The organism is Rhizobium sp. NFR07, from assembly GCF_900111905.1.
Classification (GTDB): Bacteria; Pseudomonadota; Alphaproteobacteria; order Rhizobiales; family Rhizobiaceae; genus Neorhizobium.
The window spans coordinates 180250-197274 of the sequence record NZ_FOKM01000002.1 but is presented as its reverse complement, the minus strand read 5'-3'; the positions used below and the strand labels follow the sequence as shown (position 1 = coordinate 197274).

The window sequence follows — 17025 nt, the reverse complement described above, 5'->3', positions numbered from 1 at the left end:
GATTTACAGGAGGCAGGATCTCAAACGAGGACCGTCTGTTCCACCCGATCTTCCTCGCCGAAGAAACGGATATAGCGTTCGACTTCCGATGGCTCGCCGGTCGCCTTCTGCGGATTGTCGGACAGTTTTACCGCCGGATAACCGTTCGCATCGGTCACTTTGCAGACAACCGAGATCGGCTTCAGACCGTCGATCTGGATCGGCGCGCAGCCGGCAAAGTCGTTGGTGAGGTTGGTGCCCCAACCGAAGCTCATGCGGACGCGTCCCTCGAAATGGCGATAGGTATCGATGATGGCGTCGACATCCAGCCCGTCGGAAAAGATCAGCAGCTTGCTCTTGGGATCGCGCCCCATCTTTTTCCACCATTCGATGATCTTCTCGCCGCCTTCGATCGGCGGGGCGCTGTCCGGCCTGAAGCCGGTCCAATCGGCCACCCAATCCGGCGCGTTGCGCAGGAAGGCTGCCGTTCCGAAGGCGTCCGGCAGCACGATCAGCAGGTTTCCGTGATAGAGCCGGTTCCAGTCCTTCAATACCTGATAGGGCGCATTGGCGAGTTCCTCGTCCGTGCGGGCAAGGGCTGCCGCCACCATCGGCAGTTCATGCGCGTTGGTGCCGACCGCCTCGAGATCGGAATCCATTGCCAGAAGCACGTTGCTGGTTCCAGTAAAACCGCTGCCGATACCTTCCTTCAGCGCTTCCACGCACCAGCGTTGCCAGAGGAACGAGTGGCGCCGACGGGTGCCGAAATCGGAAATTCTCAAGCCCGGAAGTGCCCGCAGACGTTCGACCTTCTCCCACATGCGGGCCTTGGCCCGGGCGTAAAGCACGTCGTGAGTGAAGTAGCCGAGCGAACGCATGGCGGAGCGCGAGCGCATCTCGTTGATGATGGCGAGCGCCGGAATTTCCCACATGGTCGTGTCCATCCATCGGCCGTGGAAGGTCAGCTCATATTGTCCGTCGCGCTTGGAAAGGTCGTATTCCGGCAGCCTGTAGGTCGAAAGCCAGTTCAGGAACTCCGGCTCGAATATCTGCTTGCGGCCATAAAACGTGTTACCCGCCAGCCAGATCATTTCCTTTTTCGACAAGGTCAGCGTTCGGGCGTGATCCAGCTGCTCGCGCAGGGCACCCTCGTCGATCTCCTCCGCCAGCTTGACGCTGGTCGTGCGGTTGATGACGGAAAAGGTTGCATCGACATCCGGATAAAGTTTCCAGATCATCTGCAGCATCAGAAGTTTGTAGAAGTCGGTATCGATCAGACTGCGGATGATCGGATCGAGTTTCCAGCTGTGATTATACACTCTGGTCGCGATATCGGTCTTGGTCATGCCTGCCCCTGCTCCGGCCACCCGGCCGGCTCCACCGCTTCAGTGCATCAGGGATCGACCGCGTGTCGAAACCCGGGCGCAAGTTCTATCGGCAAAAGCCGGGATAAGTCCAGAACGCAATTCGGCCGAAGCGATACGGCAGCCGGTGATATTGCACGGAGCGCCCTTAGGGATTTCCGCTTGGCCGATCATTGGTCGCTGGCGCATCCGGCTGCGTCACCGGCGCATTGCTCGGCGCTGCACCGGAATTGCCCGGCGTATTTTCCCCGGCGGGCGGCGTTGCGGTCTGTTCGGCCGGCGGATCGGTGGATTCGCCCCACCATTCCGCACCGGCCCAGGCGATCCCAGCCAGGATCAGGGCAGCGACCAGAACCTTGAGCACCGGCGTGCCCTTGCGCCCCTGGCGGGCTTCTGTCGCCGTCTCCTCGATCGGAGAGCCGATAGGATTGGGATGACGGGTCGTCCGGTCTTCAGGCTCCATTGCTGCGCTCCTCCTGTCGCCGGCGACGCCGGATCATACAGAAGAAACGAACGGCCGGCGGCATTCGTTCCCGCCAGCCGACTTCAGATCGTGGAGGCTACGTCAGTAACCGGTCGTCCTGTCGACGAGATGCTGCAGCGCCTCGTTCCGCTCGAAGCGTTCCATCTGGATCTCCGCATTGCGGAACAGCGCCCGGACATCGGAAGCCGAGGCCGCGTGGGGCGTGACGATGACATTGTCCATCGCCCAGAATGCACTGTCGGCCGGCAGCGGCTCTTCATTGAAGACATCGATCGACGCGCCGCCGAGGATACCACCCTCGAGCGCCGCGATCAGGTCCGCCTCCACCTGGCTTCCGCCCCGCCCGGCATTGATGAAGACGGGCTTTCCAAGCGCGCCGCCCTGACGCAGTTTCGAGAACAGAGATGCATTGAAGATGCCGCGGGTTTCTTCCGTCAGCGGCAAAAGACCGACGAGCATATCGGTCCGCCCCAAAAAGGCATCGAGTTCGCCGGCATCGAATGTCTCGATACCATTGATCGTCTTGCGGGTGCGCGACCAGCCGATCACGTCGAATCCCATGATCTTCAGCTTGCGGGCCGAATCCTGCCCGAGAACACCGAGACCCATGATGCCGACCGTAAGCTCCTTCGCCTCGGGCTGGTGCAGTTCACGCCAGACGCGCGAGCGCTGCTGGCCGAGATAGGCCGGGACTTGGCGCAAGTGGCTCAGGCACTGGAGAACAACCCATTCGCTCATCCGCGTGGTGAGGCTTTCGTCGACGAAACGGACGATCGGCAGGTCGGGAAGGCCGGGGACCGTGAGGATGGAATCGACGCCGGCGCCGCCCGAAAAAAGCACCTGCAGGTTCGGCGCCCGCTGGAAAAGGTCGAGATCCGGTTTCCAAAGCACCGCATAACGCGCATCGGAAAGATCGGCCGACTTGTCGGAAGCGTGCAGCACCTTGCGCCCCTCAAAAGCGTTCGACAGCGCCCTGTCGATTTCCCGGCGTTCGAATTTCAGGTCGATGACGACCGCGCCCTTCTCAGACACTACAGTTCCCTCGCTTGTTGCCTCTCGCCACGCTATTGGCCGACGGCACCGTTCTCGACGGCTTCCATATTGAAGGCGGCGGCCATCAGCGCGCGGGTATAGTCCTCTTTCGGCGCGCGGAAGATTTCCTCCGACGGCCCCTCCTCCACCACCTTGCCCATGCGCATGACGATAACATGGTTCGCCAGCGCCTTCACGACCTTCAGGTCATGGCTAATAAAGAGATAGGCGAGATCATGCTTGGCCTGCAGGTCGCGCAGCAGGTCGACGACCTGCGCCTGAACCGTCATGTCCAGCGCAGATGTGGGCTCATCCAGCATGACGAAGCGCGGCTTCAGGACCATGGCGCGGGCGATCGCGATGCGCTGCCGCTGGCCACCGGAAAACTCGTGCGGGTAACGCCAGCGGGTTTCGGGATCGAGGCCAACCTCCTTCAACGCCCAGGAAACCCGCTCGTCGCGCTCATTGGCGGACAGGCCGCGCTCATGCACCTTGAGGCCCTCGGCAATGATCTCGCCCACCGGCATGCGCGGACTGAGCGAACCGAAGGGGTCCTGGAAGACCACCTGAAGGCGGTTTCGATAGGGCAGCATCTGCTTGAAGGAATAACCGTCGATGGCATTGCCGATGAAGACGATCCGCCCTTCCGACGCGATCAACCGCGTCAGCGCGAGGCCGAGCGTCGTCTTGCCGGATCCGGATTCGCCGACGATGCCGAGCGTTTCGCCCGCCCTCAGCGTCAGGTCGATGCCATCCACCGCCTTCACATGATCGACCACCTTGCGCAGGAAGCCCGCCTTGATCGGGAACCAGACGCGCAGATCCTTGGCCTCCATCACCACGGGACGCTCGGGATCGGCAACCGGCGGCTCGCCACGCGGCTCGGAGGCGAGAAGATGCTGGGTATAGGGATGCTGCGGCCGTTCGAAGACGTCGGCGACCGAGCCTTCCTCTACGATCTTCCCCTTGGTCATGACGCAGACCCGGTCGGCGAATTTCCTGACGATGCCGAGGTCGTGGGTGATGAACAGCATGGACATGCCATGCTCGCCCTTCAGCGAGCGCAGGAGATCGAGGATCTGCGCCTGCACCGTGACGTCGAGCGCCGTCGTCGGCTCGTCGGCGATCAGCAGTTTCGGGCGGTTGGCGAGCGCCATCGCGATCATCACGCGCTGCCGTTGGCCCCCGGAGAGTTCGTGCGGATAGGCGGTCAGGCGCTTTTCCGGCTCGCGGATGCCGACCTGGTTCAACAGTTCGAGCGTGCGCGTGCGGGCCGCATTGCCGCTGATCCCCTGGTGCATTTCGAGGATCTCGCCGATCTGCTTTTCGATCGTATGGAGCGGATTGAGCGAGGTCATCGGCTCCTGGAAGATCATCGTGATGTCGTTGCCCCGCACCCGGCGCAGTTCCGCATCCGATGCCTTGAGCAGATCCTTGCCATCGAACAGGATTTCGCCCGAAGGATGGCTGGCGGCCGGATAAGGCAGGAGTTTCAGGATGGAATTGGCCGAAACGGATTTTCCTGAGCCGGATTCACCGACCAGCGCAACCACCTCGCCCGGCCTGATATCGAAGGACACACGGTCGACGGCGAGCGTTTCCGTGCCGCCCTGGTGAAAGGCGACGGAAAGGTCACGAACGGAGAGAAGAGCGTCTGTCATCATGTCACCGGAACGTCTTTCTCGGGTCGAAGGCGTCGCGCACCGCCTCGCCGATGAAGATCAGCAGCGACATCATGATCGACATGGTGAAGAAGGCCGTCAGCCCGAGCCAGGGCGCCTGCAGGTTGTTCTTGCCCTGGGCGATCATTTCGCCGAGCGACGGCGAGCCGGGCGGCATGCCGACGCCGAGGAAGTCGAGCGAGGTGAGCGTTGCGATCGATCCCGACAGGATGAAGGGCAGGAAGGTCAGGGTCGCCACCATCGCGTTGGGCAGGAGGTGACGATACATGATCGTCCAGTTGCCGACGCCGAGCGCGCGGGCTGCCCGGACATATTCGAAATTGCGGGCACGCAGGAATTCGGCGCGCACCACGCCGACGAAGCCGACCCAGGAGAACAGAAGCATGATGCCGAGCAGCACGAAGAAGCCCGGCGGCAGGATCGCGGCGATGATCAGCAGGATGTAGAGAACCGGCATCGACGACCAGATCTCGATGAAACGCTGCATCAGAAGATCGGTCCAGCCACCGAAATAGCCCTGCACCGCGCCCGAGGTAACACCGATAACCGCCGACGCGATGGTCAGCGCCAGGCCGAACAGGACCGAGATGCGGAAACCATAGATCATCCGCGCCGTCACATCACGCGCCTGATCGTCGGTTCCGAGCCAGTTGAGATTGCTCCAGTTGCAGTTCGGGTCCTGGTCGCCCTGCGGATAACCCGTGCAACGGTCTTCCCTGGCCATCAACCAGAAGGGCTCCGTGGGCGCCGAATGGGGGATATTGGAATTGACCGTCTGGTAGGAATAGCGGATCGGCGGCCAGACCGCCCAGCCGTTGGCGTCGATCTCTTGGCTGATGAAGTCCGACCGATAGTCGGTCGTCGCCAGGAAGCCGCCGAACTTCTCTTCCGGATAGTCGACGAAGACCGGATAGAGGATCTCGCCCTTGTAGGAGGCGATGATCGGCCGGTCATTGGCGATGAATTCGGCGCAGAGGCTGGCAAAGAACAGCACCAGAAAAATCCAGAAGGACCAATAGCCGCGTTTGTTGGCGCGGAAATTCGCCAGGCGGCGCTGGTTGGCCGGCGAGATCCACGGGCGCTTCGGCGCTGCGGCGGACTTGCTGACGGCGGTTACGGTGGAAGCTTCCATCAGACGTCCCTCCGCTCGAAATCGATGCGCGGGTCGATCCAGGTATAGATCAGATCGGAGATCAGGCTGACGAAGAGGCCGATCAGCGAGAAGATGTAGAGCGTGCCGAAGACGATCGGGTAATCGCGGTTGATGATCGACAGGTAGCCGAGACGCCCCAGGCCATCGAGCGAAAAGATGTTCTCGATCAGAAGCGAGCCGGTGAAGAAGGCGGAGATGAAGGCACCGGGGAAGCCGGCAATGACGATCAGCATGGCGTTGCGGAAGACGTGGCCGTAAAGCACCTGCCGCTCGTTCAGGCCCTTGGCGCGGGCGGTCGTCACATACTGCTTCTTGATCTCGTCGATAAAGGAGTTCTTGGTCAGCAGCGTCGTCGTGGCGAAGGCCGAGAGCGACAGCGCAATCAGCGGCAGGGCGAGATGCCAGAAATAGTCGATGATCTTCTGCCACCAGGAAAGCTGGTCGAAATTGTCCGATGTCAGCCCGCGCAGCGGGAACCAGTCGAAGAAGGATCCGCCAGCAAAAAGCACGATCAGCAGGATGCCGAATAGGAAGCCCGGCACGGCATAACCGACGATGACGATGCCCGAGGTCCAGACGTCAAAGGCCGAACCGTCCTTGACCGCCTTGCGGATGCCGAGCGGGATGGAGATCATGTAGGAAACGATCAGGATCCAGAAGCCGAGCGAGATCGATACCGGCAGCTTGTCGATGATGAGATCGATGACCGAGGTGTTGCGGAAGAAGCTCTCGCCGAAATCGAAGCGGATATAGTTCCACATCATGTCGAGGAAGCGGGTGAGCGGCGGCTTGTCGAAGCCGAACTGCTTTTCCAGCTGCGCGATGAACTCCGGATCGAGGCCCTGCGCGCCGCGATAGTTGCCTTCATTGCCGCCCTGCTGGCCGAAGAGATCACCACCCGAGCCGCTCAGACGGTCGGCCGCGCTGTCGCCCTGACCCTGGATCTGCGCGATGACCTGCTCGACCGGGCCGCCCGGTGCGAACTGCACGACGAGGAAGGAGATTGCCATGATGCCAACGATGGTCGGGATCATCAGCAGCAGGCGGCGCAGAATATAGGCTCCCATCAGAACCCACCGTCCAGATGAGTGGAGTTTTTCTCACCACGGGTCTGCGCAACGATCAAGCGTACTTCCTTCGTTTTCGGGCTTCGTTATTGGCCGGTTCGGCGAATCAACCGATCCGTCATATGGAACAGTTCGCGCCTGTCGACGCAAGACTTGGCCCTTATTTGCCGGCCTTGGTAGACCACCAAGTGCTCGGCAGTCCGATCGAATATTCCGGCAGCGGATCGGGATGGGCGACGGTATCCCAGAAGGCGATGCGCGACGTCTTCGACGAATAGGTCGGTACGATGATGTGATTGGCCAGCAGGACACGGTCCAGCGCCTTGACGGCAGCCACCTGATCATCGCGGTCCTTGGAGAAGATGACCTTGCGGATCAGCGCATCCACGCCCGGGTCGCTGATGCCGCTGTAGTTCTGCGACCCTTCGCGCTTGGCGGCGTCGGATCCCCAGTATTCCGCCTGCTCATTGCCTGGATTGATGCTTTCGGCCCAGCCATTGTACATGACGTCATAATCGCGGGCGCGCCAGCGGTTGGTGAACTGTGACTGCTCGACGCTGCGCACCGTCGCCTCGACGCCGATCATCTTCAGGTTCCGGGCAAAGGCCAGCGCGACCGGCTCGATCGTCGGTCCACCGAGCATGATCTCAAAGGACAGCGCCTGGCCGGTCTTGGCATTGACCATGCGGTTGCCCTTCAGCTCGTAGCCCGCCTCGCGCAGCAGGCCGACGGCCTTGCGAAGGTTTTCTCGGAGCTTGGCCGGATCACCATTGACCGGATTGACATAGGGCTTGGTGAAGACGTCGGCCGGAACCTTGTCCTTGACCTCGTTGAGGATTTCCAGTTCACGCCCTTCCGGCAGACCCGAAGAGGCGAGATCGGTGCGATAGAAGAAGCTGTCGATGCGGTCATAGGAATTGTAGAAGATGGTGCGCTTCAGTTCCTCGAAATCGAAGGCATAGTTCAAGGCCTCGCGCACCTTGGGATCTGCGAATTTTTCGCGGCGAAGATTGAAGATGAAGCCAACCATGACGCCGGCCTTGCGGTACTCGTTCTCCACCTCGTCGCGCTTGATGCGGCCCTGCTGCACGGCGGGAAAATTATAGCCTGTCGCCCAGCGCTGGGCTCGGTTCTCCCACCAGTAGTCCTCGTTGCCGGAGCGGAAGGACTCGAACATCACTTCGCGGTCTGCGTAGTAGCGGTAGATGATGGTGCGGAAATTGTGTTGGCCGACATTCACGTTGAGGTCCTTGCCCCAATAGTCGTCGCGAAGCTCGTAATTGATCGCGGCACCCGGAGAGACCGAGGCTACCTTGTAGGGCCCGGAGCCCATCGGGATCTCGAGGCTGGTGCGGGTGATATCGCGTGGCTTGCCGTCAGCGCCGTTCGCCTCCCACCAGTGTTTCGGAACGACGACGAGCTGGCCGACGATCTGCGGCAGTTCGCGATTGTTGGGCTCGTCGAAGGTGAAGGTGATCTCGCGCTCGCCGGTCTTTTCCGCCTTGGTGACGTGGCGATAGTAGAACTCCATCTGCGGATCGCCCTTCTTGGCGCTCTCGAGGCTGAAGATCACATCCTCCGGCGTGACAGGCTGGCCGTCGGCCCATTTGGCTTCGGCCCGCAGTCTGAAGGTCACTGAGGAATAATCCGCCGGATGTTTAACGGCTTCCGCCAGCAAGCCGTACATGGAGGACAGCTCGTCGTCGGATGCCACCATCAAGCTTTCGAAGACACCACCGAGGCCGGAAACGGCCTCGCCTCTTGCCAGAACGGGGTTCAGCGTGTCGAAGGCGCCCTCGGCGGAGAGCCTCAGCGCACCGCCCTTTGGCGCTTCGGCGTTGACGTAGTCGAAATGGGAGAAATCGGGCTTGTATTTGAGCTCGCCAATCGTCGCGATCCCGTTTCTCCATTCCCCGCCATCCTGTGCTCCGGCCGAAGAGCCGAGGGCGGTAACACCCAATGCGATGGAGAGAAGAAGTGCCGCGGACCGTTGAGCCAAACCCATGCGATATCCCTTTATGTCTTTCGCGTTGCAGCGAAGCATAGGGTAAATGACGGCAAAAAACAGGAGCACCCGCTCACAAGCGATTTATCGCGCCTATGGCCGACGACAGATCTCCATTTCACCAAATTCGCATTTCACGGTAAGCTTGAGGGTGAAGTGATTTGCGGCAGACATATATGAAATCGATCTCGAAAATCATCCTCGGACTGACGGCAGCGGCAATGCTCTGCGGTGGCCTTGCCGAGACCTCGCTCGCCCAGGAGGCAAAGACAGCCAAGCAGCTGTTCGGCTCGGTCAAGCTGCCAAACGCGGCATCGCCTTCGCCTCTCGGCTTCTACGCCAAGGGCTGCATGTCCGGCGCGGTGGCGCTACCCACCGACGGGCCGACCTGGCAGGCGATGCGCCTGTCACGCAACCGGCGCTGGGGCAATCCGGCTATGATCGAGCTTCTGGAACAATTTTCACGCGATGCCGCCCAGATCGGCTGGGGAACGGGCATTCTCGTCGGCGATATTTCCCAGCCCCGTGGTGGCCCGATGCCGAGCGGGCACGCCTCGCACCAGATCGGTCTCGATGCGGATGTCTGGTTCACGCCAAAGCCAGCGCAGGCGATGAGCATGCAGCAGCGAGAAGACCTTCCCTTCACCTCCATGCTGGATAAGAGCAAGTTTCTCACCGTCGACAACCGCCGCTGGACCAGCACCCATGCGCGCCTCGTCATGCAGGCCGCGAGCTATCCGCAGGTACAGCGCGTCTTCGTCAATCCGGCGATCAAGAAGAAGCTCTGCGAGACTTGGACCGGCGACCGCAGCCTGCTCGGCAAGGTGCGCCCAGTCTACGGGCATGACGAGCATTTCCATATCCGCATGAACTGCCCGCCGGGCGCGGCCGGCTGCGAGCGACAGGCTGCCACACCGAGCACCGACGACTGCAACAGCAAGGCGCTGGCCTGGTGGTTCACCAAGGAGCCCTGGGCTCCGCCGAAACCGGCCGACCCGAACAAGAAGCCGGTCAAGCCGCGCCAGGTCATGCTGTCGGACCTGCCCAAAGCCTGCTCGGCCGTGCTTGCCGGCAAATCCCGCTCGGAGGAAGACGCCACTTATGGCGGTCCGGCCATGGCGTATTCCAGTCAGTCGGCAGCACCTGCCGCAGTCGGCGAACTCAACGCCATCGCGGCCGATCCGACAGATGTGCCGGCCGACGTTCCGGTGCCACGCGAGCGGCCGCTGCGCTGACGGTCACTCCACCACCACTTGGCGTTGATCGAAACGCCATCATGATCGCCAGCCTTCCCATATCCATTCCGGCAGGCTAGAACGCCTACGCTTCGCAACAGAAATTCGAGAAGATTTCTATCGCGAAGCGTTGTTCATCGAGGTCGGCGCGCCCTAGTTAGATCCCTTCGACTTGCGCGCCGAAAAATCAATCGGCCTTGTGGAGGAGTGCCCTTGGATCCTGTCCAGCCTTGTATTGCGCTGATCGCGCATGACGAGAAGAAGGACGACATGGTGGATTTCGCCCGTGTCCATCAGGCCGCATTGTCGAAATATCGTATCGTCGCCACCGGCACGACCGGCGGCCGCGTGCAGGATGCATGCCCCGGCCTTCAGGTCACCCGCCTGAAAAGCGGCCCCCTCGGCGGCGACCAGCAGATCGGCGCGATGATCGCCAGCGGCGACGTCAGCATGCTGATCTTCTTCATCGACCCCTTAAGCGCGCTTCCCCACGACGTCGACGTCAAGGCGCTGACCCGGCTTGCCACCGTCTATGACATTCCGATGGCGCTCAACCGCGCCACCGCCGAAAACTTTATCGCCTTTCAATAATCCGCGAGATCCGTCCATCATGGCCGACATTCATTCCGACACCCTGCCTTTTCCGATCCTGATCGGCGATATCGGCGGCACAAATGCGCGCTTCTCGCTGCTCGTCGATGCCGAGACCAAGGCCACGGATTTCATCCATGTGCAGACGGCGGACTACGAAACGATCGACGATGCGATCGTCGAGAAAGTTTTCGGCACCGACCTGCCGAAGCCGCGCTCCGCAATCCTCGCTGTGGCCGGGCCGATCGACGGCGACGAGATCGACCTTACCAATTGCGACTGGATCGTGCGGCCGAAGAAGATGATCGGCGAACTGGGTTTCGACGCCGTTCTGGTCCTCAACGATTTCGAGGCCCAGGCTCTCGCGGTCGCCTCGCTGACGGAGAAGGACCGGGAAGCAATCGGGCCGAACCTTCCGGCGATCGACGCTACCCGCGTCGTGCTCGGCCCCGGCACCGGCCTTGGCGTTGCCGGGCTTCTACATGCCCGTGACACCTGGTTTCCCGTGCCCGGCGAAGGCGGCCATGTGGATATCGGCCCCCGCTCGGAACGCGATCACCAGATCTTCCCGCATCTTGCGAGGATCGAAGGCCGTGTCTCCGCCGAAGAAATCATTTCAGGCCGCGGTCTTCTCAACATCTATCGCGCCGTATGCGCCGCCGATGGCGTCAAGCCGAGCCTCGACAGCCCGCCTGAGGTGACCGAGGAAGGCCTTGCCGGCAAGAACAGCCAGGCTGTCGAAACCCTTGAACTTTTCGTTGCCTACCTTGCACGGCTCGCCGGCGACCTCGCACTGATCTTCATGGCGCGCGGCGGCGTGTTCCTCGGCGGCGGGATCTCGCCGAAGATCCTTTCGGAGCTGAAAAAGCCGAAATTCCGCGCCGAATTCGAAGACAAAGCGCCGCATCAGGAGCTGATGAAGACCATTCCGACCTTCGTCGTTACGCACCCCCAGGCTGCACTTGCGGGCCTTGCCAGCTATGCCCGCTCGCCGGCGACTTACGGTATCGCAACCGAGGGGCGCTGCTGGCGCCGATGAGTGCCGGAATGCAACTGCATTAACGAATTGGGCGGGATCGTCTGGCAAAACTCCGCCCGAGGGGGTAACAAGCCCCTTCGATACAATGCGGCATGACGCCGAAACGGGACTTTCCATTGAAGGCTAAAAAAGAAAAAAAACGCCATGTCGATTCCGGCACGGTCGTCAGCGTCTTGAAGCGGATCATCTCGGAGAACGGCCGGGATCATATCCGCGGCTACGTCTTTGCGATTGGCTGTCTTATAGTGGTGGCACTGTCGACCGCTTTCACTGCATGGATCATGGAATCGGTCGTCAACGAGGCATTCGCCAATCGACGCGCGGACATGGTCTGGCTGATCTGCGGCGCGATCCTGGCCGCTTTCGTGCTCAGGGGCTTCGCCACCTACGGTCAGGCCGTTGCCCTGTCGAAGATCAGCAACAATATCGTGGCCCGCTATCAGCGGCGGCTTTACAACCACCTGATGACGTTATCGGTCGGCTTCTTCTCGGAGGCACGTTCCTCCCATCTGGCGGCGCAGATCAGCCAGAATATCGCCGGCATTCGCGACGTGATGAACCTTACCGTTACCTCCACCGCGCGAGACCTGCTCACGCTTGTTTCGCTGATCGGCGTGATGATTTCCAAGGACTGGGTACTGACGCTCATCGTCTTTGCCGTCGCTCCTCCGCTTCTCTATGCATTACGCTACGTGTCGCGGCGGCTGCGCCTCGCCACCCGCGAGTCTGTCGAGATCAACAGCCGCGTTCTCGGCGCCATGCAGGAAACCGCTCAAGGTATTGCAGTGGTGAAGGCCTTTACCATGGAGCAGGAGCTGGCGCGGAAGGTCGAGAAGATCATCCAGACAGCCGAAGCGCGCTCCAACCGCATCGCCCGGCTCTCCGAACGCACCTCGCCGCTGACGGAAACCTTCGCGGGCTTCGCGATCTCCAGCGTACTGGCCTATGCCGCTTTCCAGTCGATCAATGATGGGGTGCCGCCCGGTGCCTTCTTCTCCTTCGTCACTGCATTGCTGATGGCCTATGATCCGGCTCGGCGCCTTGCCAAGTTGCAGGTGCAGATGGACCGCGCAGTCGTCAATGCCCAAATGATCTACGCCCTCCTCGACATGCAGCCGCAGCAGCGCGAAAAACCCGGCGCCGGCGATCTCGTCATCACCGAGGCAAAGGTCGAGCTCAAGGACGTCGTGTTTTCCTATTCCACCGGCGCACCGATCCTGCGCGGCGTGAACCTGATTGCCGAAGGCGGCAAGACGACTGCGCTCGTTGGTCCGTCGGGTGCAGGCAAATCCACGATCATCAATCTCATTCCGCGCTTCTACGATCCGTCGGAAGGCGAGATCCTGATCGACGGGCAGAACATCGCCGACGTCACCAAGAAGTCCGTGCGCCACCAACTCGCCTATGTGTCGCAGCAGCCCTACATGTTCGAAGGCACAATCCGCGACAACATCCGCTACGGACGCCCGGACGCGACCGATGCGGAAGTGGAGGAAGCAGCGAAGCTTGCCTATGCCCATGATTTTATCATGACGCAGCCTCAGAATTACGACACGCCGGTTGGCGAAAACGGCGTGACGCTGTCCGGCGGCCAGCGGCAGCGGCTCTCGATTGCCCGCGCGCTTGTTCGCAACGCGCCGATCCTGCTGCTCGACGAAGCGACGTCCGCGCTCGACAATGAGTCGGAAGCCGCGGTCCAGAAGGCGCTCGATACCGCCATGCGTGGCCGTACCGTCATCGTTATCGCCCACCGTCTGTCGACCGTCGTCAACGCCGACAAGATCGTCGTGATGCAGGACGGGCGGGTTGTCGAGGAAGGCACCCATGAGGATCTTGCGCGGCGCAAACAGGGTCTTTACGCTCGCCTCAACAATCTGCAGGCGCCCGAACTCACTTGAAGCATAGAGCAGGAACAGGCTGGACATGAGTAGCAGTGACATGAAGCTGGTGGTGGTTGGTGCCGGCGGAAGAATGGGCCAGGCCCTGATCCGCGTCATTCACGAGACACCCGGCGTCACGCTTCATGCGGCCATCGAGCGCGAAGGCTCGCCCTTCGTCGGCAAGGATGCAGGCGAACTGGCCGGCGTGGGGCCGATCGGCGTTGCCGTCACCTGCGATCCGCTCGAAGCCTTTCTCAATGCCGAGGGCGTCGTCGACTTCACCGCGCCTGCCGCAAGCGTCACCTTTGCCGGTCTCGCCGCTCAGGCGCGGATCGTGCATGTCATCGGCACGACCGGCTGTTCTACTGAGGACGAGGAGAAATTCTCCGCCGCCGGGCGCCATGCCCGCGTCGTCAAGTCCGGCAATATGAGCCTCGGCGTCAACCTGCTAAGCGTGCTGACGAAGCAGGCCGCGCGCGCGCTGCCGGCCGATGGCTGGGATATCGAAGTCGTCGAGATGCATCACAAGCACAAGGTCGACGCACCGTCCGGCACCGCACTTCTGCTCGGCGAAGCGGCTGCGGAAGGGCGTGGCATCGATCTCGCCGCCCAGTCAGTGCGCGTGCGCGACGGCCATACCGGCCCGCGTCCCGGCGGCACGATCGGCTTTGCGACGCTGCGCGGCGGCTCGGTTGTCGGCGACCATTCGGTCATTCTTGCCGGCGAGGGCGAACTCGTGACGCTGTCGCACAGCGCCCGCGACCGTACCATTTTTGCCCGCGGTGCAATTGTCGCGGCACTCTGGGCGCGCAACAAGAAGCCCGGTTTCTATTCCATGCTCGACGTGCTCGGGCTCTCTTAAAATCCTGGAGGAATTTTCAATGAGCGGTACCCTCGTCCTCGTTCGCCACGGCCAGAGCGACTGGAACCTCAAGAACCTGTTCACCGGCTGGAAGGACCCGGAGCTGACCCCGCTCGGCATCCAGGAGGCCGAAACCGGCGGCCAGGCGCTCGCCGATACCGGCATCAAGTTCGACATCGCCTTCACCTCCGACCTGAAGCGCGCCCAGGACACGCTGAAGATCGTGCTTGGCAAGCTCGGCCAGGAAGGCCTCGAAACGATCCGCGACCAGGCGCTCAACGAACGCGACTACGGCGATCTTTCGGGTCTCAACAAGGACGATGCCCGCGCCAAATGGGGCGAGGAACAGGTGCATATCTGGCGCCGCTCCTACGATGTCCCGCCTCCGGGCGGCGAAAGCCTGCGCGACACCGGCGCCCGCGTCTGGCCCTACTACCTGACGGAAATCCTGCCCCGCGTGCTCCGCGGCGAAAAGGTTCTGGTCGCCGCGCACGGCAACTCTCTGCGCTCGCTGGTGATGGTGCTTGACCGACTGAGCAAGGAAGAGATCCTGAAGCTCAACCTCGCGACCGGCGTGCCGATGGTCTACGTGCTCAACGCCGATTCCACCGTCGCATCGAAGGAAGTCCTCGGCGACATGTCCAGCGCGCATTGAGCACCGCACATTCAGAACATTGGGCCAGCCGACAGGAAACTGCGGCTGGCTTTTTCATATCCCGCGGTCTCAATTCTCGATCGTAAATTGCACCGCGTCCGCCGGAAAGCGGCTGACGGCATATTGAACCGGCACACCATCAGGGTCGGCGTTCAGCGCGCGGGTCACAAGCACGATCGCACCCGGCGAAAGTTCCAGCGTGGAAAGATCATCGCTGTCGGCATGCACGGCGGTGATTTCCGTCGAGACGCGCACGTAGTCGGTCAGGCCTACCGCCGCGAAGGCCGCGGTGATCGATCCGCTGTCGCGATAGGCATCGGCAATTCCGGCGAAACGCTCTGCGGGAAACCAGGCCGTAGCGCGCGAGACGGGGCGGCGGTCGGCCTTTCTCAAGGTTTCGAGGCGGATGACGCGCGCTCCTTTCGGCAATTGCAGCCGGGCGGCGAGGTCCGCGGATGCGGCTTCTTCAGAAGAAGCCAGCAGCAGGCCTTCTTTTTCCCGCGCCTGATCGCCGACGCCTTGATTGAAGCGGGTCCGCTTCGAGATCGGGAAATTGATCCGCTCCTTGCGCAGGATCAGCGTGCCGCGACCCTGTACGGCCTGGACGATGCCTTCCTGCGCAAGTGCGGCGAGCGCACTGCGTACGGTATGGCGATTGACGCCGAACTGGGCCGCCAGCACCATTTCCGGCGCCACTTTTCCAGCCTCATCATATTCACCGCTGGCAATCGCGGACCGAATTCGATCCGCGATCTGCCGCCACAGCGCCACCCCGTTTTGCCGGCGAACCGCCGCTTCCTGCATATCCATGTCACACGCTTGTTATATCTGAAAGTTATGGCTAAGTTATCTTGTATGGTTGTCTATATCAATAGACATTTTGGAGATTGGCCATGGATGTTGCACAGCAGACCGTGCCGGATACGGACTTAGCCGGGCGCCGTCGCTGCGCCGGCCTTCTGGCCGGCGCCACCCTCAATGAAATTCGCGCCGCCTGGGATACGCTGGCGGAAAAGCCGGAGGCCAGACCGGTCCGCGGACCCGAGACCGGGCTCGTCATGGTTCGCGGCCGCATCGGCGGCGGCGGCAGCCCGTTCAACCTCGGGGAAGCGACCGTCACCCGCGCCACGGTAGCACTTGCTTCCGGCACTGTCGGCCATGCCCAGGCACTCGGCACGGATAAGGACAAGGCCCGGCTTTCGGCGATCTTCGATGCACTCTGGCAGGAAGAGGCAAGCCGCGATTTCGTCGAGACCGCCATCCTTGCGCCGGTCGAAACGCGGCTCGCCGCGGAAGAAGCTCAAAAGGCCGAAGAGACCGCCGCGACCCGCGTCGACTTCTTCACCATGGTACGAGGAGACGACTGATGGCCGCCAATACCGAAGCTTTTTCCGGCGGATTTTCCAATCCGGTCTTCGAATCCCAAAGCGTCTTCCGCATGGTGATGGACGGCATGGCTCGCCCCGGCACGATCCGTACCGTCGAGCAGGATGCCGGTCAGCCGGACCCGCTCGGCTCGGCCGCCGGCGCCATCGCGCTGACGCTGTGTGACCATGACACCCCGGTCTGGTTGAGCGCCGGCTTCTCGCAATCGGCCGTCGCCGAATGGATCGGCTTCCATTCCGGCGCGCCGATCACCCGCGAAAAGGCCGAGGCGCGTTTCGCCTTTAAGGAAGCGTCTTCGGCGCTGTCCTCCTTCGGCCTCTTCTCCGCCGGAACCCAGGAATATCCCGACCGGTCGACGACCCTGGTCATCGAAGTGGAAGCGCTCGGCGAAGGCCAGGAGCTGACGCTTGCCGGCCCGGGCATCCTGCACAGCACGACCGCCAAGGTCGCCGGTCTGCCCGAGACATTCCTCAGGCTCTGGGCCGACAACCGCACGCTCTTCCCGCGCGGCATCGACGTGATCCTGACGGCCGGACGGCATTTCCTGTGCCTGCCCCGCACCACCCGGATCAACGGCTGACGCCATAACGCAACGACAAGGCTCCGATCGC

At 61.9% G+C, this 17025-nt stretch carries 16 protein-coding genes; 8 read left to right on the top strand and 8 right to left on the bottom strand.

Features of this window, described 5'->3' with window-relative positions; all coding sequences use genetic code 11:
* Positions 1-20: 20 nt before the first annotated feature.
* The 7 genes from pncB to BM216_RS04510 all read right to left on the bottom strand — a co-directional run bounded on the left by pncB (position 21) and on the right by BM216_RS04510 (position 8766).
* Positions 21-1325, bottom strand: coding sequence for a nicotinate phosphoribosyltransferase (gene pncB, locus BM216_RS04540; RefSeq protein WP_092995674.1), 1305 nt, complete (start codon positions 1323-1325; stop codon positions 21-23).
* Between the two features lie 166 nt (positions 1326-1491).
* Entirely contained in the window at positions 1492-1806 is a 315-nt protein-coding gene (locus tag BM216_RS04535) for a hypothetical protein (RefSeq protein ID WP_092995671.1), read from the bottom strand.
* A 102-nt stretch (positions 1807-1908) separates the two neighbouring features.
* Entirely contained in the window at positions 1909-2859 is a 951-nt protein-coding gene (locus BM216_RS04530; RefSeq protein ID WP_092995668.1) for a 2-hydroxyacid dehydrogenase, read from the bottom strand.
* A 32-nt stretch (positions 2860-2891) separates the two neighbouring features.
* On the bottom strand, positions 2892-4520 hold the full coding sequence (locus tag BM216_RS04525) for an ABC transporter ATP-binding protein (protein WP_092996919.1): 1629 nt from the start codon (positions 4518-4520) through the stop codon (positions 2892-2894).
* A gap of 4 nt (positions 4521-4524) precedes the next feature.
* On the bottom strand, positions 4525-5673 hold the full coding sequence (locus BM216_RS04520; RefSeq protein ID WP_092995666.1) for an ABC transporter permease: 1149 nt from the start codon (positions 5671-5673) through the stop codon (positions 4525-4527).
* Positions 5673-6761 carry a microcin C ABC transporter permease YejB gene (locus BM216_RS04515; protein ID WP_092995663.1) on the bottom strand — a complete coding sequence of 363 codons (1089 nt, stop codon included), beginning with the start codon at positions 6759-6761 and terminating at the stop codon, positions 5673-5675. Before BM216_RS04515 ends, BM216_RS04520 begins: the two co-directional genes overlap by 1 nt.
* A gap of 160 nt (positions 6762-6921) precedes the next feature.
* A complete protein-coding gene (locus tag BM216_RS04510; protein ID WP_092995660.1) occupies positions 6922-8766 on the bottom strand; it encodes an extracellular solute-binding protein in 1845 nt (614 codons plus the stop codon).
* A gap of 221 nt (positions 8767-8987) precedes the next feature.
* Here BM216_RS04510 and mepA point away from each other — a divergent pair, with 221 nt between their 5' ends.
* The 6 genes from mepA to BM216_RS04480 all read left to right on the top strand — a co-directional run bounded on the left by mepA (position 8988) and on the right by BM216_RS04480 (position 15028).
* Positions 8988-10001 (top strand): penicillin-insensitive murein endopeptidase, encoded by a 1014-nt coding sequence (mepA, locus tag BM216_RS04505; RefSeq protein WP_244530096.1) that lies wholly within the window; start codon positions 8988-8990, stop codon positions 9999-10001.
* Between the two features lie 213 nt (positions 10002-10214).
* Entirely contained in the window at positions 10215-10592 is a 378-nt protein-coding gene (locus BM216_RS04500; protein WP_280141668.1) for a methylglyoxal synthase, read from the top strand.
* A 19-nt stretch (positions 10593-10611) separates the two neighbouring features.
* A complete protein-coding gene (locus tag BM216_RS04495) occupies positions 10612-11631 on the top strand; it encodes a glucokinase (RefSeq protein WP_092995655.1) in 1020 nt (339 codons plus the stop codon).
* Between the two features lie 116 nt (positions 11632-11747).
* The gene (locus BM216_RS04490; protein WP_177230709.1) at positions 11748-13529 is read left to right on the top strand and encodes an ABC transporter ATP-binding protein; all 1782 of its coding nucleotides are present in this window, start codon (positions 11748-11750) and stop codon (positions 13527-13529) included.
* 25 nt (positions 13530-13554) lie between these two features.
* Entirely contained in the window at positions 13555-14373 is an 819-nt protein-coding gene (dapB, locus tag BM216_RS04485) for a 4-hydroxy-tetrahydrodipicolinate reductase (RefSeq protein WP_092995649.1), read from the top strand.
* 19 nt (positions 14374-14392) lie between these two features.
* On the top strand, positions 14393-15028 hold the full coding sequence (locus tag BM216_RS04480) for a 2,3-bisphosphoglycerate-dependent phosphoglycerate mutase (RefSeq protein WP_092995646.1): 636 nt from the start codon (positions 14393-14395) through the stop codon (positions 15026-15028).
* 69 nt (positions 15029-15097) lie between these two features.
* Here the strand turns inward: BM216_RS04480 and phnF are convergent, their stop codons facing one another.
* Positions 15098-15832: a phosphonate metabolism transcriptional regulator PhnF gene (gene phnF, locus BM216_RS04475; RefSeq protein ID WP_092995643.1), complete on the bottom strand. Its 735-nt coding sequence runs from the start codon at positions 15830-15832 to the stop codon at positions 15098-15100.
* Between the two features lie 89 nt (positions 15833-15921).
* On the opposite strand from phnF, the gene phnG reads away from it, so the two are divergent.
* Together phnG and phnH are read left to right on the top strand one after the other, a co-directional pair.
* Positions 15922-16395 carry a phosphonate C-P lyase system protein PhnG gene (gene phnG / locus BM216_RS04470; RefSeq protein WP_092995640.1) on the top strand — a complete coding sequence of 158 codons (474 nt, stop codon included), beginning with the start codon at positions 15922-15924 and terminating at the stop codon, positions 16393-16395.
* A complete protein-coding gene (phnH, locus tag BM216_RS04465; protein WP_092995637.1) occupies positions 16395-16994 on the top strand; it encodes a phosphonate C-P lyase system protein PhnH in 600 nt (199 codons plus the stop codon). Before phnG ends, phnH begins: the two co-directional genes overlap by 1 nt.
* Positions 16995-17025: the final 31 nt, after the last annotated feature.